This is a genomic window from Pseudomonas sp. H2_D02 (assembly GCF_054677635.1).
In genome coordinates this window covers 2,474,136-2,493,412 of sequence record NZ_CP162816.1, presented here as the reverse complement: position 1 = coordinate 2,493,412, position 19,277 = coordinate 2,474,136, and the positions used below count along the sequence as shown (strand labels likewise).

The window sequence follows — 19,277 nt, the reverse complement described above, 5'->3', positions numbered from 1 at the left end:
TTATTCCTTTTATTTACCGGAGACCATCAAACAAATCGACAGGAGGAGAAACAAAATCCGCTACTTCGAGTTCTATATCGAAATACTCTTTCAACACCTCCACCAACTCCCGCATTGACCTAACAACACGTCGAGTACGTGTGCACTCTTGAATGGAGACCAAAACGTTATTGACTAAATAACGCCCACCCTGGAGAGACGGTCTGGCACACACTAAATTATTGCTGAATGGAGACAATGGTGAATAGGCATTAAAAAACTGCCCCACCACAAATTCATCAACTTCGTAACTGGCGTCTCGCAGCACATACATATTTATCCATTGGATACCTCGCCGATACTGGATGCTCCACATCATTTTCGCAACTCGAAGCACTCGATACTCATGAACACCCTGCACTACCTGCGCATTGTTAAGTAAGCGCAGAGGGTACAAGAAACCTCGATAACCGAATCCGACGTCACAGAGCCACTCTTCGTCATCGGCACGCACCAACAGCACCATATGCGTGGACAGATTCATGACGCCGTTCTCCCGGGATACTGCCGAAAGGCTGCGCCGGACGCTGAAACCGAGCGTTTCCAATACCACAGCCAGCAAACCGTTCATCTGGGTACATCCACCGCCCCGACGCCCTGAGATCAGTTTGTCACTGATTTCAGTCATGTCGAAGGAAGGCACGATGCCCAGAAAGACATCGAGCATTTCGTACGCAATGGCATTCACGTGAGCAAAATGGATGTCGGCCAACGTTCCGGCACTTGTGTCCGAAGGGACTGCCAGATTAACTCTCTGGAAATAAAGAGCCAGCCAGTCAGGGATTAATGACGCAGGTGCAATCCCCTCGCACGATGAAATTATTTCAGTATTCAAGGGTCAACCTCGCTAAGATAGGGAGGGCTCAGCTATATAAAGGAAAAACAATCCGCGACGCGGCCTGGACAAAAAACTCAAGTTAACCGATATTCTCGCCATTGCCGATCTTGAGTATCGTGCCCGTTGTATTGATATGACGGGAAACCAACAACAAGACCATATGGGCAACTTCCTGCGGCCTCATGATTTTACGGCCGGGTATCGACTTCAAAACATCACGCTCGCTACCCCGCGCAAATGCCTTGAACATATCAGTATCAACAAAACCTGGGGCAATACCATTGACCCTTACATTAAACCTTGCCAACTCCAGAGCCAACCCGAGAGTCAATCGCTCAATAGCTGCTTTTGCACACCCGTAGGCGGTATTGCCGAGTTTTACTTTGGTAGCAGCCACCGAGCTTATGTTGATGATATTGCCGAAGCGGGCGGTGGTCATCACGGGTGCGAAAACATTGCAGTAATTCAAGGTACCGCCAAAATTAGTATCCATCACCTGATTAAACGCCTCATGACTGGAGCTCAAAAATATCCCGTCTCCGGTAATACCAGCATTATTGACCAAAACCGAAAGTCCCCCCTCGGCGAGGATTCGGTCACGCAATGCACGCACCTGATCAATATTTCGACTATCCAGCTGCACGACACTAAGATCAGGAAAATCTTCCATGAAACTGGCCGCGGCCCGTTCATCGCGCGCATAAGTGACAATCACTTTATAACCGGCCCCAAGCAGTTTTTCGGCGATACAACGGCCGATACCCCGGGTGCCACCAGTCACCACTGCAATGCCATTCATGTCTTCTCCCCCTCCAGCGCTATCACACCGCGGCAATAGTTGATGGCCTCGTGATGGAGTCTGAAATAGTAATTTTCATCGGAACTTTGAGTCCCAGGCTTTTTGTCGATCTCTAGGCATAGCTCCTGCCGTGGAGTGATCGGCTCGAGAAAAGCGACCCGAGAAATGGTCAACGTGCCCACGTGCGCACTTTGCATCCGGGCAATACAGTTAGTGACAAAACCGACGATGCAAGCGCCTGGCACAATCGGATAATCGGGAAAGTGTTCTGCGAATATAGGCGCTGCTGCGTTAACGGTCAGTCGAGCGTCAAAGCTCTGTGCTGAGACCGCTGACGCATCCACTAGAAAAATCTGCAACTCAGGCATTCACTGAAGTCCTTTTACTAAAGTAGGCATTAGGGAGAACCTCCGTTACTACCGATGCCACCAAAATGCTCGTATAAGAGCCGATCAAAAAGACCGGCCAGTACGTTTCAAAACCGAGACTCAAGCCAGCCAACCCCCAATTTATTGAGAAGGTCATGCACCAAGCCTTAGTGATGATGTTGTTTATTTCGAAAAACTCGCTCGACTGACGGATATTATCAACCACGCCTTCCCCGCTGTATTGCAGGGTAAAGGGCTGTTTGCGAAACACACTCCACCAACCCACGACGGTTAATACGCCATACAAAAGGAGCTTGACGACTTCGAACATTGCGACCTCCGGCACATACAAGGAAATCAGCGCCACCCCAAGTAGGCAAATGACCAACGTACACTCAATGACGAAGCCCTTTTGAAGGGTGTCGAAACAGAGGAGGAATATCAAAAAGGCCACCGTCAGTGCGGCTTCCGCAAAATTGCCATCGAGCCAGTCAAGGAGGTAGGGAAACAATAACCATGGAATTATGAGTTTGGTCATGACTTTTGCCCCTTGAGACTTAAAACTGTAATGGTCGCCAGCAGACAATCCCGAGTGTCCAAGTCAAGTGAACCGAACACTTCGACGCGCCCTGCGCCGCTGTCAAGGCTGACCCGTCCCGTCAATTGCGATATCCGCTGCGGGTTCAAACTTTGCAGCCCGGTAATCAATGCGGGAACGTAATGCGTCGACCGTCTCGCGTCGCAAGTCCCTCGTACGCAACGCACGGCAAACTGATTGAGCAATTCGACCAGCACCACGATCGCGCCATAGCATTCAATGTAGCGGTCAAGGTGCCCTTCGTTAACTTGACTGCGCCAGCCGTGTTCCGACTCGATTACCTGGGGACAAATTTCCAGATAAGCCGTCATTTAGAATGATCCCGCTGGCATATTATCGGACTTAAAAAAACGCAATAACCTGCGACTGCGTCCAACGATCAAACCATTGATCAACCCAGACCCCAATGACGACCAGACCACTAACGATTTTTCATTGGTCAGTTCCGCATGCATCGCTTCCTGGTAACCGCTGTAATAACGCCAGGCGAAGAAGCACCAATACACAATTAGCACTTTGATCGTGCCACCCAGCACCAGCCTCTCCCCTTCACGTTCCACGTTATGGTACGTATAGAAACGCAAGGCAAGCAACCACCCAACCAGTAACCCCAGCGCATAAACCGAAAGCGGAACCACGAACCCTTGGGAGATTTTCAGCGAGGCCACGGAAATAGCGACGAATATCGCCGGTGTCAGTAGCAACGACTTTTTTCGTTTCATGGTTCTTATAGCAGGCAATTACGCCGTAATACGTCACGATAAAAAAAGCTGCGTAAACCCATAGTGGCGTACCTCGCAAAATGTCGAGCATAAAACTCCTTTGACACTGCCTGTGCCTGAAACAATCGATGTCTATAAGACTGCCATTGGAAGTTGATTGCGCCGATCTAGCAAACGGTTGAGCTTGCCCCGTGGGTTATAGGAGAAGTCTGCATTGCTTGCCCACTTGACTACAGCAACACCACGCGCCACCGCTTCTTTCAACTTCAGGATTTGGAAGAGTTGCTCTTCCAGGCGTGCTGTCCAGAACGCATCAATAGCCGATGGTTCGACATCGACGAGCACTGTGATGCAGTCCTTGCCAGCATCGGTCGTCGATAGGCTCACCTGAAACGCCTCCGCCGATACGTCGGCAGCAATCAATGCCTGCGCAACCTGCGTCAGGCTGATGCGGTGACCGCCGAGACTAAACTCCTCGGCCACTCTTGGCCCGATTTCTAGGTAGTAATGCTTGTCTCCCCTCTGGGTCAACTCGCCAACATCACCTATTCGATAACGAATGATGGGCACCATCGGGGCCTTCAGATCGGTGATCAGCAACTCGCCAGTATCGGTCTGTTCCATGAAGAACCAGTCAGACAGTATCAAGTGCTGGTGCGGTTCCATGGCTGGCGTATTCACCGCCATGAACCCCAGCTCGGTGGCCCCGTAAAGGCTGTAGAACCGCACCTTCGGCCATAGGGACTGAATGAAACCGCGCTTGCTCAGATGGAATGCCTCTCCGACAAATACAATCTTGGTGATCGCCAGATCTACATTGAGCCTTTCTGCTGCCTGCGCGACCTGGATGATTCCGGTTGGTGAGCCCACCAACACATTTGCGTTGAAACGCTTCATGGTGCTTAGCAACGACGGCATGTTGTTCATTACGTCGGGACGCCCCACTGGCAGCACTGTCGAGCCAATCGGCTCAAGCATCCGGCACATGCCTTCGTAGTTGTAACCCAAGCATCCGGCGGTCAAGAGATTCACTACGGTATCGTCGGCACAAAACACATGCTCGGCCATGAAACCGCGAACCTGGTAAGGGTAGCTGTCTTCTGTGACGCGCTGAAAAATACGACTGGCCAGTATCAGGGGGGGCGATGTGGTGCCCGATGTAGAGATGACATAGCATTGTTTAAGCTTGTCGGAGTCAATCAGCGTATCACTCACATCCATGAGTGCTTTCTTGCTCATTGGCGGGTATTTCTGCACGAAATCTTCATACCCCATAACCGTAGGCAAATTCAGCGGGTAAGCCTGTTCAGCATACTCACCAACCATCTTGTTGAACTTATCGATGTCAAACGAAGTACGGTTTTTTATATTCATTATCCGATTCTTTTAAATATCATCGACGCGGCTAGGCCGCCCATGCCGAAGGAGTTTTTTAGGCAGTAATCCACAGTACGCTGCCGAGTGAACGGAGAAACATTAGCCAGGCAGTTGGGGTCCTTGGTCTCAAGGTTGATCGTCCCGGGAATGAAACCCGAGCGCAGGCTGATCAATGTATTGAGAGTTTCCATGGCTCCGGCGGCGGCAATCATGTGCCCGTGCAAAGACTTGTTGGCGGTGACGGGCACGTGTTCTCCAAGCACAGTGCAAATGGCTGCAGACTCGTGAAAGTCATTCTGGATCGTTGAGGTCCCATGCGCATTGACCATGCCAATATCACTGGCACGTAACCCGGCGTTACTCAATGCCCGGGTCATGGCCAGTTTCATTTCGGCGCTATCAGGTGCCGGCTTGACGATATGACTGGCATTGGTACTGGTGCCAAAACCCGCCAGCTCCATCAGCGGCTCTCGCCCCGCTTTCAGACACGCGTCCAGAGACTCCACGAGAAACAGTACTGCACCTTCAGCTGGTAGATAACCCGAACGCCGCGTATCAAAGGGCCGTGACAAACCCATGGGATCGAGCCGTTCATCGGTAGCGATAATATCGACCGACTCCAGGCCAATGTAATGCTCGGGGGTGACCTTCGCCGAGATGCCGCCGACGATCGCCGCAACTACTCGTCCCTGCCGCACGGCTTGAAAACCAATCCCGATCGCCTGCAAGGAAGCGGAACACAGCCCTAGATGCACTGATGCAGGGCCTCTGAACGGCACAAATTTATGGACGGAGCGCAGCGCATTGGTCGGGTCGTAACGAATAAAGTCCTGCACTCGAAAGTGCTTCTCGAGGGCCAAATCAAGATTGATAAACCGCCCACCTACCTTGTTCAGCTCGCACGCCAGATTGACCGTTTGTTGAATGTCCACCACGGGTTCGTCGACACCCAGAAAACAACCGATCCGATGCTCACCAATGGAGACTGGGTCGAAGGACACCGACGTCAGCAGATTTTCCATGGCCTTACGGGTGTAGAACTCATCATGACTGAATCGCTGCCGTTCGCCCTGGGTTGGAAAGTTTCCCGACTCGGGGATTCCTGCGAAATGGCTCTTGAACGTAGCGGTGTCATATTTGGCGATTTTTCTCACACCGGAACGGCCATCACGTAACGCTTCTTCAATAGCTGCATAGTGATCACCCAACGGCGTACAACAACCGAAGCCACTGATGACAACCTTTCGCTGACTCATGACGACACCCTCTGTGATGGCGTTGACTTGCGCAACACGATCAAGCCAAGGCCCATCCCTGCACCTTCGCCATGGATGATGATCACCCGGCCCGGCTCAATGGACGGGTCGGCTAACGCGCACACCAGATCGACCAGGCCGCTGGTGGCCACCGCATACCGTGACCTGGTTTTGTATCGACGTAATTCGAAGGTATTCAAACAGCTCTCCAACGCCTGCGCCTCCGCATCACCGATGCCGGGTGCACCGTTGTCGTAAAGCACCACTACCGGATGACTGTCTCGGACCCAGGGTTCCAGTTGTGCATAGGCCTCGACCCAGTCCTGGCGAGTGGCGAACATGCTGGTGGAGAATCGACTGACCGCCAGAAACACTTCTGCCAGTGGCTGGACTTGCCCCCAGGAAATCCGATCCGAGGTTTCGACAACCAGCGACACTGCGCCGCTGGTTCCCTGAACGCTTGAGTGACGTGACTCTCTGGCATCGATCAAGCCCATTTTTTTAAACACCTGGGCGTTATCGGCTTTGGACATATCACCGTAAGCACAGATCAAGGCCCTCCTCGACTCACTGCATGGCAGGTTATAGAAAGCCTCTTCCAGCAATGAGAGCCCGCCCAACGACATCTTACGCAACGGATAGCCGCCACCACGAAGCCCAAAGAGCTTTGATAAATGGTAGAGACCATTGGTAGGCAGCTTGCGAAACAGCCGCAAAGGGTGCACGGCATTGGCCATTTCACCTAGGTGGGCGAGCAAAGTAGCCTTATCGGTGTATTCACTGGACGATTTGAACTGCCAGATCACCTCATGAAAGTCTCGGACCGTTTCATAGGTGGTGTACACGCACATGGCGTCTTTTTCAGCCGGAGTGAAGCTAACGTTTTGCTCGGCCATGCTCATGGCCGAGAAAGCGACATTAAGGCTACAAATTGCTTGAGAGGTTAGCATGGCCCGGTCTTCGCGGGCGATGCACGGAACAATCGCCGCTAACAACTTCGCCTCTCCTGGCTGATTGTCTGGCAAATCGTCCGGGAGCCCACTCAGACAATGAACCAAGTCATGCGTGTTCAACGCTGCCTGTTCAATGCCATAACCAGTGATGAATAGATTAGGCATTTAGAACCGTCTCGATTCGTTGTGCGCAGAATTTTGGCGTCCAGTATTTATCCAGCGACTCGGGATTTACCTCCACACTGCTATCTAGTTCTAATATCTCATTAGTAAGTTTTTTACCTGCCTCAGTCCACCCCCCTTCAGCATAAAATTGCGGATCGATCAACAACCTCGTAAATGGCCATATATCATGCGGTTCAATACTTGGATTTATTTGAGCCTTGACCTCATAACAAAAATCAATGAAGTCGATGGAGGAAAAACCTATCTCCTCGAATGACGCGTCACTTCCAATATCGTCTGAAGACTCCAAAAAAAGTATATTCGCAGCGATTTCTTTAACTTTGGCGAGATACATAACACTCCTTATTATTCTCTAATTATGCGATATCAGATGGAGCTTTCAGCGTAGGCACCCGTTCAATTAGCAAATAGGCAAACCTACTAATAGACCGTTTCGACACCGAGCCACAAACCATTTACTTAAACATCACAATTCATCTTCAAGCCTTTATTGATAAACGTTGCCCTAGGCAGTCAGACAAACAAACTATTCCAACGGTTATAAAACTACCGACGACCGGCAACTATCACAAGTCAGCGCGATCCGAAAAAATTGTAGGTAATGGACTACGAAGGCGTAGGCTCCAGGACAAGAAGCCAACCGAAACTTCAATCGCCTTTAACTTTCGTATTGTTAGAAACTAAAAAGGCCACTTTTAGTTCGATTGCAAGCTTGCCCTCAAGTACGACGGCCACCACGCCCCAACCCTCACCGCCAAGGGCGACGAAGCCCTGGCCGAGGAAATCCTGCGCATCGCCCGGGAAAGCGAAGTGCCGATCTATGAGAATGCCGAGTTGGTGAAGCTGCTTGCGCGGATGGAACTGGGGGACAGCATTCCAGAAGAGCTGTACCGCACGATTGCCGAGATCATCGCGTTTGCGTGGAACCTGAAGGGCAAGTTCCCGCAAGGTTTTGACCCGCATGCGCCGAGTGTGGAGAAAGATGTGACGGAACGTGGGGATGATTACTAGTCGCTGAAGGCACTATCCCGTGGCGAGGGAGCTTGCTCCCGCTCGGCTGCGCAGCAGTCGTAAAAAGCCCGGGGTCGCTGCGGAACCCAGCGGGAGCAAGCTCCCTCGCCACAGGTGGCTTGGCTGGGATGATTGATGTACCCGCCAGAAAAACCTGTGGGAGCGAGCCTGCTCGCGAAGGCGGTCGCACATTCAACACATGGGTTGACTGTCACACCGCTATCGCGAGCAAGCTCGCTCCCACATTGGTCTTGGGTGATAGCTAAAGATCAACCGCCCTTGTGCAACTTGCTCATCAATTCCGCCTCGGCCTGGGTCAGGCCGCACGCCTGGGTCAGTTCGTCGATGCTGGCGCCCATGCCGACCAGTCGGGCGGCCTGAGCGAAGGACAGGCTGGAGGGGTCGCGCTGTTCCAGTTGGGCGAGTTTGTCCGGCAACGGCGCGACCACGGCACGCAGCTCATGGAGCGCTTCGCCCATGCGCACGGTGCCGTTCTGATAGTCGTCGACACGCTTGGCCAGGTCCTTGATGCGCTGGTCGCGCAGCGCATCACCCTGGGCCTGTTGAGCGGCGATATCCCGCTGGCCACGTATGTAGGACAAAAACATCGCCAGCGTGCCTGCCCAGAAAAGGAACAGGACAATGACTGCTACCTCAAGAATCAAATCAGATACTCTCCAGTTCCGACCACTCTTCTTCGCTCATCATTTTTTCCAGTTCGACCAGGATCAGCAACTCATTGTTCTTGTTGCAGACGCCCTGGATGAACTTCGCCGATTCTTCGTTACCGACGTTAGGCGCGGTTTCGATTTCCGACTGACGCAAGTAAACCACTTCGGCCACGCTATCGACCAGGATACCGACCACTTGCTTGTCGGCCTCGATGATTACGATACGGGTGTTGTCGTTGACCTCGGTGGAATTCAAGCCGAAACGCTGGCGGGTGTCGATGACGGTCACGACGTTACCGCGCAGGTTGATGATGCCCAGCACGTAGCTTGGCGCACCCGGAACCGGGGCGATCTCGGTGTAGCGCAGCACTTCCTGCACGCGCATGACGTTGATGCCGTAGGTTTCGTTATCGAGCTTGAACGTCACCCATTGCAAGATCGGATCTTCGGAACCCTTGAGAGACGACGCCTTATCATTCATACCCTGACCCCTCGAAAAACCGCCTGTGGCGGTGTGTGTTCTGTCCGGCGGCGCCTTGCGTCGCCGGTTGTCTTATTTCGGTTTCCGGACCGGCTTGCCGCCGTCCAGGTGTTTTGCCCCGCCGCTGGCGATCAGCTCCGCCAGTTCGGAAACGTCCAGCAAGGCGCACATGTGTTCGATCACCGTACCGGCCAGCCATGGCCGTTGCCCTCGATGGCTGCGCCACTTGATCTCGTTCGGGTCCAGGCGCAGCGAACGGCTGACCTGATGCACCGCCAATCCCCATTCGTAACCTTGCACCGAAATCACGTACTGCAGGCCTTGGCGAAAATCATCGCGATAACGGTCCGGCATGACCCAGCGCGCGGTATCCAGCACCTTCAGGTTGCCGGCCTGGCTCGGCAGGATTCCGAGGAACCACTCCGGCTGGCCAAACAACGGCGTCAATTCCTGGCCGGCCAGGGAGTAGATCGATCCCAGGCAGACCAGCGGCACCGCCAGCGTCAACCCGGCCACGTCGAACAACAAGCATTCGAACGGCTCCGCGGCCCACGCCGGACGGTCATCGACCTGCACCGGCGGTGGCGTATTGCTCGGCGGCAGGTGGATTTCCACCACCGGCGTCACCAGCCCCTGTAGCAACGGGGCGACGGTGGAGACCGGCGCCAGGATTGGCGCGGGGGCTTCCATCACCGCCACCTGAGGCTTGATGAACGGTGCCTCGACCGCAGCAACAATCACCGACGCTTGTGCGTCACGGGCCTGCTCTTCGAGCACGGCCGCCTGAAACTCGTCCAGCACCACCTCGGCTTCGACGGGCTCGGGCAATGCCTCGACCGCGCTCGGCGGCGCTGGCAATTCTTCGGTCGCTTCCTGCAAGAGCCCATCCAGATAGGACTGCAAGGCCATTTGCGGACGCGAAGTTGTCTTGATCGGCCGGTTCATGAGAACTGTGCGCCACTTGAAAAGGTTATCGGCATGAATGCGCCAGGACTTGAGGACCGGCGAGCGAACGCTCCGTTCATGGAGAAACTGCTCACCTTAAGCCACCTGCTGCGGGACGAGCTGCTGGGCCAGCAGATGCTTGAGGAGCGCGCGATAGGCCAGAACACCGCGGCTTTTGCCATCGAACTGCGACGGCGTCACACCGGCACGGCTGGCGTCTCGCAGGCGGGTATCGACCGGGATGTAGCCTTGCCAGATGTCATCCGGGTACATGTCGCGCAACACCCGCAGGGTACCGAGGGACGCCTGAGTGCGACGGTCGAACAAGGTCGGCACGATATTGAACGCCAACGATTGCTTGCGGGAACGGTTGACCATCGCCAGGGTGTTGACCATGCGTTCCAGGCCTTTCACCGCCAAGTGTTCGGTCTGCACCGGGATCACCAACTGCTGGCTGGCCGCCAACGCGTTGACCATCAGCAGCCCCAGCAACGGCGGGCTGTCGATGATCGCGTAATCGAAATCCTGCCACAGTTGCGCCAGACTCTTGGCGATCACCAGGCCAAGGCCGCTCTGGCCCGGCGACTGGCGCTCCAGGGTGGCCAAGGCAGTGCTCGACGGCAACAGGGAAATCCGCTCATCACTGGTCGACAGCAGCAATTGCCCCGGCAAGCCCTCGGGCACAGTGCCCTTGTGCAGGAACAGGTCGTAGTTGCTGTGTTCCAGGCTGTCGGGATCGTAGCCGAAATAACTGGTCATCGAGCCGTGGGGGTCCAGATCGACGATGACCACGCGCTTACCCGCCTCAGCCAGCAAACCGGCTAGAGCGATGGAGGATGTGGTTTTGCCCACACCACCTTTTTGATTGGCGACTGCCCAGACTCTCATTCGGATCGTTCCTCCCGGTCGAGACGCGCTCGACCGAGAAATAGCTCGGTTATAAAGCCGGTGACGGAGAATTGACGGCGTTCTGTCTTACCGGCGACTTGACCGGGGTCGGTGCAGTTTGTGTGCCAGCCCGCTTCAATGCCGCATCCGGTTTTGCATTGGCCGTGCCGGTGCCGGTCAGGCTGCGACGCACATCGAGGTTGCGCGAGACCACCAGCACCACCCGCCGGTTGCGCGCGCGCCCTTCTGCGGTGGCGTTGTTGGCCACCGGCTGGAACTCGCCATAACCCACCGACGCCAGGCGACCGGGGTTGACACCCTGCATGGCGAGCATGCGGACGATGCTCGCCGAACGGGCCGAAGACAGCTCCCAGTTGGTCGGGTACTGCGCGGTGCGGATCGGCTGGTCGTCAGTGAAGCCTTCGACGTGGATCGGGTTGTCGAACGGCTTCAGGATCGCCGCGACCTTGTCGATGATGTTGAAGGCCATGTCGCTGGGCATGGCGTCGCCGCTGCCAAACAGCAGGCTGGAGTTGAGTTCGATCTCAACCCACAACTCGTTGCCACGCACGGTCATCTGGTTTGAGCTGATCAGGTCGCCGAACGCGGCGCTGATGTCATCGGCAATGCTCTTCAACGGATCGCTGCTACCGGCAATGCCGGCGTCGACCTGTTCGGCATCCTTGACCAGCGGCTTGGCGGGAGTCACGGTCTTGGGCCGCTCCTCGCCAATCGGAATAGGCTTGAGGGCCCGGTCGGAATCGGTAAAGACACCGATCAACGCCTCGGAAATGACTTTGTACTTGCCTTCGTTGACCGAAGAGATCGAATACATGACCACGAAAAAGGCGAACAGCAGCGTGATGAAGTCGGCGTAGGAAACGAGCCAGCGTTCATGGTTGACGTGTTCTTCGTGATTTCTGCGACGTGCCATGGCCTTAGTCCATGAAGCCCTGGAGCTTCAACTCGATGGAACGCGGGTTTTCACCTTCGGCGATCGACAGGATCCCTTCCAGCAACATTTCGCGGTAGCGCGACTGGCGCAGCGCGATGGACTTGAGCTTGGCCGCGATCGGCAGCAGCACCAGGTTGGCACTCGCCACGCCATAGATGGTGGCGACGAAGGCCACGGCGATGCCGCTGCCCAGTTGCGACGGGTCGGCCAGGTTGCCCATCACGTGGATCAGGCCCATGACCGCACCGATGATGCCGATGGTCGGCGCGTAGCCGCCCATGCTCTCGAACACTTTCGCCGCTTCGATGTCGCGGGCTTCCTGGGTGTAGAAATCCACTTCCAGGATGCTGCGGATCGCTTCGGGTTCGGCGCCGTCCACCAGCAACTGCAAGCCCTTGCGCGAGTAGTTGTCGGGTTCGGCGTCGGCCACGCCTTCCAGGCCCAGCAGGCCTTCCTTGCGAGCGGTCAGGCTCCAGTTCACCACGCGGTCGATGCCGCCGGCCAGGTCGACCCGAGGCGGGAACAGAATCCACACCAGGACCTGCATGGCCCGCTTGAAGGCGCTCATGGGCGACTGCAACAGCGCAGCGCCAACGGTGCCACCGAGCACGATCAATGCGGCGGGACCGTTGGCCAGCGCGCCAAGGTGGCCGCCTTCCAGATAGTTGCCACCGATGATGGCGACGAACGCCATGATGATGCCGATCAGGCTGAGCACATCCATTACAGGCAGGCCTCGACCAGATTTTTACCCATGTCATCCAGGCTGTAGACCGCATCGGCGAGGTCGGCTTTGACGATCGCCATCGGCATGCCGTAGATCACGCAGCTGGCTTCATCCTGGGCCCAGATCGCGCTGCCGCCCTGCTTGAGCAAGCGGGCACCCTCACGACCGTCGGCGCCCATGCCGGTGAGGACCACCGCCAGAACTTTGTCACCGTAGGATTTCGCCGCGGAACCGAAGGTGATATCGACGCAAGGCTTGTAGTTCAAGCGCTCGTCGCCCGGCAGGATCTTCACCGCGCCACGACCGTCGATCATCATCTGCTTGCCGCCCGGTGCCAGCAGCGCCAGGCCTGGCCGCAGGATGTCGCCATCCTCGGCTTCCTTGACGCTGATGCGGCAGAGTTTGTCCAGGCGCTCGGCAAACGCCTTGGTGAAGGCCGCGGGCATGTGCTGGATCAACACGATTGGTGCCGGGAAGTTGGCCGGCAATTGGGTCAGGACCCGTTGCAGTGCCACCGGACCACCGGTAGACGTGCCGATGGCAACCAGTTTGTAGGCCTTGCGCTTGGGCGCTGGCGACGACGGGCTGGCTGGCGCCGGGCGCGCAGGTGCAGGTGCCGGAGCACTGCGAACCGGCGCCGGATTGAAGCTGCTCGACGAAGACGAAGACGGCGTTGGCGTTGGCGTTGGGGCAGCAGTCGGCGCAGGCGCCGGTGCGCTGTAGGCACTGACGCGGCGGTTGCTGCGGGAAATGCTGTGGACCTTCTCGCACAGCAACTGGCGGACCTTGTCCGGGTTGCGCGAAATGTCCTCGAAGTTCTTCGGCAGGAAATCCACCGCCCCGGCGTCCAGCGCATCGAGCGTGACCCGAGCGCCTTCATGGGTCAGGGAGGAGAACATCAAGACCGGGGTCGGGCAGCGCTGCATGATATGCCGCACCGCCGTGATGCCGTCCATCATCGGCATCTCGTAGTCCATGGTGATCACGTCCGGCTTGAGCGCCAGGGCCTGATCGATTGCCTCTTTGCCGTTGGTCGCCGTACCGACGACCTGAATGCTCGTGTCCGCCGAAAGAATTTCCGAGACGCGGCGGCGGAAAAACCCCGAATCGTCCACCACCAGGACTTTAACTACCATAAACACTCCGTTAGACGAGGCGCGGCGTCGGGCCGCGCCCCTCCAGAATCAAATACGCCGGGCGGCGTAGCGCTTGAGCATGCTTGGCACATCGAGGATCAACGCGATGCGGCCGTCGCCGGTGATGGTGGCGCCGGACATGCCCGGGGTGCCCTGGAGCATCTTGCCCAACGGCTTGATGACCACTTCTTCCTGGCCCACCAACTGGTCGACGACGAAGCCGATCCGCTGGGTGCCCACCGAAAGGATCACCACGTGGCCCTCGCCCTGCTCGACATGGGCGGCGGAGCTGACCAGCCAGCGCTTGAGGTAGAACAGCGGCAGCGCCTTGTCCCGCACAATGACCACTTCCTGGCCGTCGACCACGTTGGTGCGCGACAGGTCGAGGTGGAAAATCTCGTTGACGTTGACCAGCGGGAAGGCGAACGCCTGGTTGCCCAGCATCACCATCAGGGTTGGCATGATCGCCAGGGTCAACGGGACCTTGATGACGATCTTCGAGCCCTGGCCCTTGGTCGAGTAAATGTTGATCGAGCCGTTGAGCTGGGAAATCTTGGTTTTCACCACGTCCATGCCCACGCCACGACCGGATACGTCGGAGATCTCGGTCTTGGTCGAGAAACCCGGGGCGAAGATCAGGTTGTAGCACTCGGTGTCGCTCAGGCGATCGGCCGCGTCCTTGTCCATCACGCCACGCTTCACCGCGATCGCTCGGAGGACGTTCGGGTCCATGCCCTTGCCGTCGTCGGAGATCGACAACAGGATGTGGTCGCCCTCCTGCTCGGCGGCCAGGATCACCTTGCCGCTGCGGACCTTGCCCGAGGCTTCGCGCTCTTCCGGCGACTCGATGCCGTGGTCGACCGCGTTGCGCACCAAGTGGACCAGCGGGTCGGCCAGGGCTTCGACAAGGTTCTTGTCGAGGTCGGTCTCTTCACCCACCAGTTCCAGGTTGATTTCTTTCTTGAGCTGGCGAGCCAGGTCGCGAACCAGGCGCGGGAAGCGCCCGAAGACTTTCTTGATCGGCTGCATCCGGGTCTTCATGACCGCGGTCTGCAAGTCGGCCGTGACCACGTCGAGGTTCGACACGGCCTTGGACATGGCTTCGTCCTGGCTGTTGAGACCCAGGCGCACCAGGCGGTTACGCACCAGCACCAGTTCGCCGACCATGTTCATGATCTCGTCCAGGCGCGCGGTGTCGACCCGAACGGTGGTCTCGGCTTCGCTGGCCGGTTTTTCCGCAGGCGCGGCCGCCGGAGCACGGGCTGGCGCCGGCGCGGCGGCAGCAGCGGGTTTCGGTGTCTCGGCCTTCGGTTCCGGGGCCTTGGCGGCCGGCTTGGGCGCCGCCTTCGCGGCGGGTGCGGCTGTCGCGGCGGCGGTGGTTGCAGCGGCGGGCGCGGCGGTAGCCTTGCCGACTTCGCTGAACTTGCCCTTGCCATGCAGCTCATCGAGCAGCGATTCGAATTCGTGGTCGCTGATCAGGTCACTGCCCGCTGCCGCGGCCGCTGGCTTGGCCGGGCTTGGCGCGGAGGCGATGGCCGAATCCAGCGCATCGACGGCAAAGTTGCCCTTGCCGTGCAACTGGTCGAGCAAGGCCTCGAATTCGTCGTCGGTAATGTCGGAGTTATCCCCCGCTGCCTTTGGCGCAGCCGGGGCCAGCCGGCGCTGCGACCGCATCGGGGGCGAACTGGCCCTTGCCGTGCAACTGGTCAAGCAGCGACTCGAACTCATCGTCGGTAATTTCATCGCTGGCAGCGCCGTCGGCGGCTGGCGCAGCAGGTGCGGCTGGCGCCTCGGCTTCGGCCTTGACGGCGTTCAGCGAGTCCAGCAGCGATTCGAATTCATGGTCGGTGATGTCGCCCGATTCCTCGGCGACCGGCTCTTCCACAACAGGCTCGGCCACCGGCGCGGCTTCGTCAGCCGACTGCGGCTCGGCCAGGCGCGACAGCGCGGCGAGCAGCTCGGGTGTGGCCGGGGTGATCGGCGAGCGCTCGCGCACTTCGCTGAACATGCTGTTGACCGCATCCAGCGCTTCGAGCACCACGTCCATCAGTTCCGAGTCGACGCGACGCTCACCCTTGCGCAGGATGTCGAACACGTTCTCGGCAATGTGGCAGCACTCCACCAGCTCATTGAGCTGGAGGAAGCCGGCGCCTCCTTTTACAGTGTGGAAACCGCGAAAAATTGCATTGAGCAGATCCGCATCATCAGGTCGGCTTTCCAGCTCGACCAGCTGTTCGGACAGTTGCTCTAGAATCTCGCCGGCCTCAACCAGGAAATCCTGAAGGATCTCTTCATCGGCGCCGAAGCTCATTAATGGCTGCTCCTAAAATAGGGCTAAATCAAAATCCAAGGCTGGACAGCAAATCGTCCACATCGTCCTGACCGGACACAACGTCTTCTCTTTTATCGGCATGAATCTGCGGACCTTCACCCTGAGAGAGATGTTTTTGTGGATCTTTTTCAGCAAGCATCGCTTCACGGTCGTGTTCGATGTCGGCAAAGCGGTCGACCTGGCTAGCCATCAACACCAGCTTGAGCAGATTGCTTTCCACTTCGGTGACCAGTTGGGTCACGCGCTTGATGACCTGACCGGTGAGGTCCTGGTAATCCTGGGCCAACAGAATGTCGTTGAGGTTGCTTGCCACGGCGCGGTTCTCGGCGCTGCTGCGTGTCAGGAAACCGTCGACCCGCCGGGCCAGCTCCCGAAATTCCTCGGCGCCGACTTCGCGACGCATGAACCGTCCCCAATCGGTGCTCAACGCCTGGGCTTCCTCGCTCAGGCCGTTGACCAGGGGCGTTGCGCTTTCCACCAGGTCCATGGTGCGGTTGGCCGCGGCTTCGGTCAGCTTGACCACATAGCCAAGGCGCTCGGTTGCGTCGGTAATCTGCGAGACTTCCTCGGCCTGCGGCATGTTCGGATCGATCTGGAAATTGACGATCGCGCTGTGCAGTTCACGGGTGAGCTTGCCGACTTCCTGGTACAGACCACGATCCCGGGTCTGGTTGAGCTCATGAATCATTTGAACCGCATCGCCGAAGCGGCCCTTTTCAAGGCTGTCGACCAGTTCGCGGGCATGTTTTTTCAGGGTCGATTCGAAATCGCCCATTGAAGATTCGTTGTCCATAGCTCCCCCGTGGCGCCGTTAACCGATGCGTTCGAAGATTTTTTCGATCTTCTCTTTCAACGCCTGGGCCGTGAAGGGTTTGACCACATAGCCGTTTACACCGGCCTGGGCCGCTTCGATGATCTGCTCGCGCTTGGCTTCGGCAGTCACCATCAGCACCGGGAGGTGCTTGAGTTTTTCGTCGGCGCGCACATGGCGCAGCAAGTCGATACCGGTCATGCCAGGCATGTTCCAGTCAGTCACCAGAAAGTCGATGCTCCCGCTGTTGAGAACCGGAATGGCAGTGGTGCCATCGTCGGCCTCGACCGTGTTGGTGAACCCAAGGTCACGCAACAGGTTTTTTATGATCCGCCGCATCGTTGAGAAGTCATCAACGATGAGGATTTTCATGTTCTTGTCCAATTCGACCTCCAAGCAGTCTTAAACGCGCCCAGCACCTGAACGCGCCATTTCAATCAATCCGGCACAACACTCGACAACGGTCTGGAGCACAACGGATGGAGACTGGCGTGGCACTTGCCATGCCTGCCCCGCTCGCAGCATCTCCGCACCGCCTGTCAGCGTGCTCGCCACTCCCCCAAACGCCCCCGCAAACGGGCCGCGCACTGGCTGTGTAACTGGCTGACCCGCGATTCGCTGACCCCCAGGACCTCACCGATTTCCTTGAGGTTCAGCTCTTCGTCGTAGTACAGCGCCAAGACCAGTCGCTCACGCTCCGGCAAATTGGCAATCGCTTCCGCCAACGCACTCTGGAAGCGTTCATCTTCCAGGTCGCGCGATGGCTCCATGTGAGCACTTGCGCCATCCTCATGCAGCCCTTCGTGTTCGCCGTCCTGCAACAGGTCGTCGAAACTGAACAGGCGACTGCCCAAGGTATCGTTCAAAATCCCGTAATAATCGTCGAGACTCAATTGGAGTTCGGCCGCAACCTCATGATCTTTAGCGTCACGCCCGGTTTTAGCTTCAATCGCGCGAATCGCGTCACTGACCATACGGGTATTGCGGTGCACTGAACGCGGTGCCCAATCGCCCTTGCGGACTTCATCGAGCATGGCGCCGCGAATGCGGATACCGGCATAGGTCTCGAAGCTGGCGCCTTTGCTGGCGTCGTATTTGTTCGCCACTTCCAGCAGGCCAATCATGCCCGCCTGGATCAGGTCTTCGACCTGGACACTGGCCGGCAAGCGTGCCAGCAAGTGATAGGCGATGCGCTTGACCAATGGCGCGTAACGCTCGATCAATTCGTACTGGGCGTCCCGTGCCGATTTTTTGTAGAGATGGTTGTAACCGCTGGCTGTCATAACACGGGCCCTGCTGTTTGTTGCACAAGACGCTCGACGAAAAATTCCAGATGCCCGCGTGGGTTGGCGGGCAGTGGCCAGGTATCGACCTTCTGGGCGATCGCCTTGAACGCCAGCGCGCATTTGGAACGTGGAAAGGCTTCATATACGGCACGTTGCTTCTGGACGGCCTTGCGTACGCTTTCGTCGTAAGGCACTGCGCCGACGTATTGTAGGGCGACGTCCAGGAAGCGATCCGTGACCTTTGTCAACTTGGCGAACAGGTTGCGTCCTTCCTGCGGGCTCTGGGCCATGTTGGCCAGGACGCGGAACCGGTTCATGCCATAGTCGCGGTTAAGCAGCTTGATCAGGGCGTAGGCGTCGGTGATGGACGTCGGTTCGTCGCAGACCACCAGCAGGACTTCCTGGGCGGCGCGGACAAAACTGACCACCGAGTCACCGATGCCGGCAGCCGTGTCGATCACCAGCACATCGAGGTTGTCGCCGATGTCGCTGAAAGCCTGGATCAGGCCGGCGTGCTGGGCCGGGGTCAGGTGCACCATGCTCTGGGTGCCGGAAGCGGCCGGCACGATGCGAATCCCGCCGGGCCCCTGCAGGAGCACGTCGCGCAGTTCACAGCGGCCTTCGATCACGTCCGCCAGGGTGCGCTTGGGTGTCAGCCCCAGCAGCACGTCGACGTTCGCCAGGCCCAGGTCGGCGTCCAGCAACATGACCCGTCGGCCTAGCTCTGCCAGGGCCAGGGACAAGTTCACTGACACGTTAGTCTTGCCGACGCCACCTTTGCCGCCGGTCACCGCGATCACCTGTACGGGATGCATGCTGCCCATGTTCGTTCTTTACCTTGTCTTACTTAGACGGAGGCCACATTACTGGCTGCGCGTTCACATATGGAACAATGCAT

21 protein-coding genes and 2 pseudogenes are annotated in these 19,277 nt (G+C 57.4%); 1 reads left to right on the top strand and 22 read right to left on the bottom strand.

Translation table 11 applies throughout. The features are described from left to right. Positions 1-13 precede the first annotated feature (13 nt). From AB4N42_RS11620 to AB4N42_RS11575, 10 genes are all read right to left on the bottom strand, one after another. Complete coding sequence (locus tag AB4N42_RS11620; protein WP_460116214.1) at positions 14-874, bottom strand: arylamine N-acetyltransferase family protein; 861 nt, start codon at positions 872-874, stop codon at positions 14-16. An 82-nt stretch (positions 875-956) separates the two neighbouring features. After that, positions 957-1,676, bottom strand: a complete 720-nt coding sequence (locus tag AB4N42_RS11615; protein ID WP_460116213.1) for an SDR family NAD(P)-dependent oxidoreductase — start codon at positions 1,674-1,676, stop codon at positions 957-959. Beyond that, the gene (locus AB4N42_RS11610) at positions 1,673-2,044 is read right to left on the bottom strand and encodes a hypothetical protein (protein WP_460116212.1); all 372 of its coding nucleotides are present in this window, start codon (positions 2,042-2,044) and stop codon (positions 1,673-1,675) included. Before AB4N42_RS11610 ends, AB4N42_RS11615 begins: the two co-directional genes overlap by 4 nt. Further along, positions 2,037-2,582, bottom strand: a complete 546-nt coding sequence (locus AB4N42_RS11605) for a hypothetical protein (RefSeq protein ID WP_460116211.1) — start codon at positions 2,580-2,582, stop codon at positions 2,037-2,039. Before AB4N42_RS11605 ends, AB4N42_RS11610 begins: the two co-directional genes overlap by 8 nt. Beyond that, a complete protein-coding gene (locus tag AB4N42_RS11600; protein ID WP_460116210.1) occupies positions 2,579-2,953 on the bottom strand; it encodes a hypothetical protein in 375 nt (124 codons plus the stop codon). The genes AB4N42_RS11605 and AB4N42_RS11600 overlap by 4 nt, the downstream gene beginning before the upstream one ends. Further along, entirely contained in the window at positions 2,954-3,364 is a 411-nt protein-coding gene (locus AB4N42_RS11595) for a hypothetical protein (protein ID WP_460116208.1), read from the bottom strand. Positions 3,365-3,496: 132 nt separating this feature from the next. Next, positions 3,497-4,738, bottom strand: a complete 1,242-nt coding sequence (locus AB4N42_RS11590; protein WP_460116207.1) for a phenylacetate--CoA ligase family protein — start codon at positions 4,736-4,738, stop codon at positions 3,497-3,499. Further along, the gene (locus AB4N42_RS11585; protein WP_460116206.1) at positions 4,738-5,997 is read right to left on the bottom strand and encodes a beta-ketoacyl-[acyl-carrier-protein] synthase family protein; all 1,260 of its coding nucleotides are present in this window, start codon (positions 5,995-5,997) and stop codon (positions 4,738-4,740) included. Before AB4N42_RS11585 ends, AB4N42_RS11590 begins: the two co-directional genes overlap by 1 nt. Beyond that, positions 5,994-7,115, bottom strand: a complete 1,122-nt coding sequence (locus AB4N42_RS11580; protein ID WP_460116205.1) for a hypothetical protein — start codon at positions 7,113-7,115, stop codon at positions 5,994-5,996. Before AB4N42_RS11580 ends, AB4N42_RS11585 begins: the two co-directional genes overlap by 4 nt. Beyond that, positions 7,108-7,470 (bottom strand): acyl carrier protein, encoded by a 363-nt coding sequence (locus AB4N42_RS11575; protein ID WP_460116204.1) that lies wholly within the window; start codon positions 7,468-7,470, stop codon positions 7,108-7,110. The genes AB4N42_RS11580 and AB4N42_RS11575 overlap by 8 nt, the downstream gene beginning before the upstream one ends. A 377-nt stretch (positions 7,471-7,847) precedes the next feature. Here AB4N42_RS11575 and AB4N42_RS11570 point away from each other — a divergent pair. After that, a pseudogene (locus tag AB4N42_RS11570) lies at positions 7,848-8,147 on the top strand (EscU/YscU/HrcU family type III secretion system export apparatus switch protein); the annotation flags it as partial. A 269-nt stretch (positions 8,148-8,416) separates the two neighbouring features. On the opposite strand, the gene AB4N42_RS11565 reads toward AB4N42_RS11570, so the two are convergent. From AB4N42_RS11565 to fleN, 12 genes and pseudogenes are all read right to left on the bottom strand, one after another. Next, complete coding sequence (locus tag AB4N42_RS11565; protein ID WP_030141059.1) at positions 8,417-8,812, bottom strand: DUF2802 domain-containing protein; 396 nt, start codon at positions 8,810-8,812, stop codon at positions 8,417-8,419. Between the two features lies 1 nt (position 8,813). Then, positions 8,814-9,299: a chemotaxis protein CheW gene (locus tag AB4N42_RS11560; RefSeq protein WP_024778681.1), complete on the bottom strand. Its 486-nt coding sequence runs from the start codon at positions 9,297-9,299 to the stop codon at positions 8,814-8,816. 72 nt (positions 9,300-9,371) lie between these two features. Further along, positions 9,372-10,244, bottom strand: coding sequence for a CheW domain-containing protein (locus AB4N42_RS11555; RefSeq protein ID WP_198797730.1), 873 nt, complete (start codon positions 10,242-10,244; stop codon positions 9,372-9,374). 96 nt (positions 10,245-10,340) lie between these two features. Next, positions 10,341-11,132 (bottom strand): ParA family protein, encoded by a 792-nt coding sequence (locus AB4N42_RS11550; protein WP_030141062.1) that lies wholly within the window; start codon positions 11,130-11,132, stop codon positions 10,341-10,343. 49 nt (positions 11,133-11,181) lie between these two features. Beyond that, the gene (motD, locus tag AB4N42_RS11545) at positions 11,182-12,066 is read right to left on the bottom strand and encodes a flagellar motor protein MotD (protein WP_030141063.1); all 885 of its coding nucleotides are present in this window, start codon (positions 12,064-12,066) and stop codon (positions 11,182-11,184) included. A 4-nt stretch (positions 12,067-12,070) separates the two neighbouring features. Further along, the gene (locus tag AB4N42_RS11540) at positions 12,071-12,811 is read right to left on the bottom strand and encodes a flagellar motor protein (protein WP_030141064.1); all 741 of its coding nucleotides are present in this window, start codon (positions 12,809-12,811) and stop codon (positions 12,071-12,073) included. Continuing rightward, positions 12,811-13,950, bottom strand: coding sequence for a protein-glutamate methylesterase/protein-glutamine glutaminase (locus tag AB4N42_RS11535; protein ID WP_460116203.1), 1,140 nt, complete (start codon positions 13,948-13,950; stop codon positions 12,811-12,813). The genes AB4N42_RS11540 and AB4N42_RS11535 overlap by 1 nt, the downstream gene beginning before the upstream one ends. A gap of 48 nt (positions 13,951-13,998) precedes the next feature. Continuing rightward, a pseudogene (locus AB4N42_RS11530) lies at positions 13,999-16,261 on the bottom strand (chemotaxis protein CheA). Between the two features lie 28 nt (positions 16,262-16,289). Further along, positions 16,290-17,075: a protein phosphatase CheZ gene (locus AB4N42_RS11525; RefSeq protein ID WP_460116202.1), complete on the bottom strand. Its 786-nt coding sequence runs from the start codon at positions 17,073-17,075 to the stop codon at positions 16,290-16,292. 18 nt (positions 17,076-17,093) lie between these two features. Then, positions 17,094-17,465 carry a chemotaxis response regulator CheY gene (locus tag AB4N42_RS11520; protein ID WP_003183998.1) on the bottom strand — a complete coding sequence of 124 codons (372 nt, stop codon included), beginning with the start codon at positions 17,463-17,465 and terminating at the stop codon, positions 17,094-17,096. A 167-nt stretch (positions 17,466-17,632) separates the two neighbouring features. Continuing rightward, positions 17,633-18,376, bottom strand: a complete 744-nt coding sequence (fliA, locus tag AB4N42_RS11515; RefSeq protein WP_030141068.1) for an RNA polymerase sigma factor FliA — start codon at positions 18,374-18,376, stop codon at positions 17,633-17,635. Next, positions 18,373-19,203: a flagellar synthesis regulator FleN gene (fleN, locus tag AB4N42_RS11510; protein WP_003184001.1), complete on the bottom strand. Its 831-nt coding sequence runs from the start codon at positions 19,201-19,203 to the stop codon at positions 18,373-18,375. The genes fliA and fleN overlap by 4 nt, the downstream gene beginning before the upstream one ends. Between the last annotated feature and the right edge of the window lie 74 nt (positions 19,204-19,277).

Bases quoted from the DNA above. Each gene is read 5' to 3' on its own strand.
- AB4N42_RS11540 (WP_030141064.1), bottom strand. From the start codon at position 12,811: ATGGATGTGCTCAGCCTGATCGGCATCATCATGGCGTTCGTCGCCATC.
- AB4N42_RS11560 (WP_024778681.1), bottom strand. From the start codon at position 9,299: ATGAATGATAAGGCGTCGTCTCTCAAGGGTTCCGAAGATCCGATCTTG.
- AB4N42_RS11555 (WP_198797730.1), bottom strand. From the start codon at position 10,244: ATGAACCGGCCGATCAAGACAACTTCGCGTCCGCAAATGGCCTTGCAG.
- AB4N42_RS11585 (WP_460116206.1), bottom strand. From the start codon at position 5,997: ATGAGTCAGCGAAAGGTTGTCATCAGTGGCTTCGGTTGTTGTACGCCG.
- AB4N42_RS11535 (WP_460116203.1), bottom strand. From the start codon at position 13,950: ATGGTAGTTAAAGTCCTGGTGGTGGACGATTCGGGGTTTTTCCGCCGC.
- AB4N42_RS11595 (WP_460116208.1), bottom strand. From the start codon at position 3,364: ATGAAACGAAAAAAGTCGTTGCTACTGACACCGGCGATATTCGTCGCT.
- AB4N42_RS11610 (WP_460116212.1), bottom strand. From the start codon at position 2,044: ATGCCTGAGTTGCAGATTTTTCTAGTGGATGCGTCAGCGGTCTCAGCA.
- AB4N42_RS11600 (WP_460116210.1), bottom strand. From the start codon at position 2,953: ATGACGGCTTATCTGGAAATTTGTCCCCAGGTAATCGAGTCGGAACAC.
- AB4N42_RS11525 (WP_460116202.1), bottom strand. From the start codon at position 17,075: ATGGACAACGAATCTTCAATGGGCGATTTCGAATCGACCCTGAAAAAA.
- AB4N42_RS11615 (WP_460116213.1), bottom strand. From the start codon at position 1,676: ATGAATGGCATTGCAGTGGTGACTGGTGGCACCCGGGGTATCGGCCGT.
- AB4N42_RS11575 (WP_460116204.1), bottom strand. From the start codon at position 7,470: ATGTATCTCGCCAAAGTTAAAGAAATCGCTGCGAATATACTTTTTTTG.
- AB4N42_RS11520 (WP_003183998.1), bottom strand. From the start codon at position 17,465: ATGAAAATCCTCATCGTTGATGACTTCTCAACGATGCGGCGGATCATA.
- fleN (WP_003184001.1), bottom strand. From the start codon at position 19,203: ATGGGCAGCATGCATCCCGTACAGGTGATCGCGGTGACCGGCGGCAAA.
- AB4N42_RS11580 (WP_460116205.1), bottom strand. From the start codon at position 7,115: ATGCCTAATCTATTCATCACTGGTTATGGCATTGAACAGGCAGCGTTG.
- AB4N42_RS11590 (WP_460116207.1), bottom strand. From the start codon at position 4,738: ATGAATATAAAAAACCGTACTTCGTTTGACATCGATAAGTTCAACAAG.
- fliA (WP_030141068.1), bottom strand. From the start codon at position 18,376: ATGACAGCCAGCGGTTACAACCATCTCTACAAAAAATCGGCACGGGAC.
- AB4N42_RS11605 (WP_460116211.1), bottom strand. From the start codon at position 2,582: ATGACCAAACTCATAATTCCATGGTTATTGTTTCCCTACCTCCTTGAC.
- AB4N42_RS11550 (WP_030141062.1), bottom strand. From the start codon at position 11,132: ATGAGAGTCTGGGCAGTCGCCAATCAAAAAGGTGGTGTGGGCAAAACC.
- motD (WP_030141063.1), bottom strand. From the start codon at position 12,066: ATGGCACGTCGCAGAAATCACGAAGAACACGTCAACCATGAACGCTGG.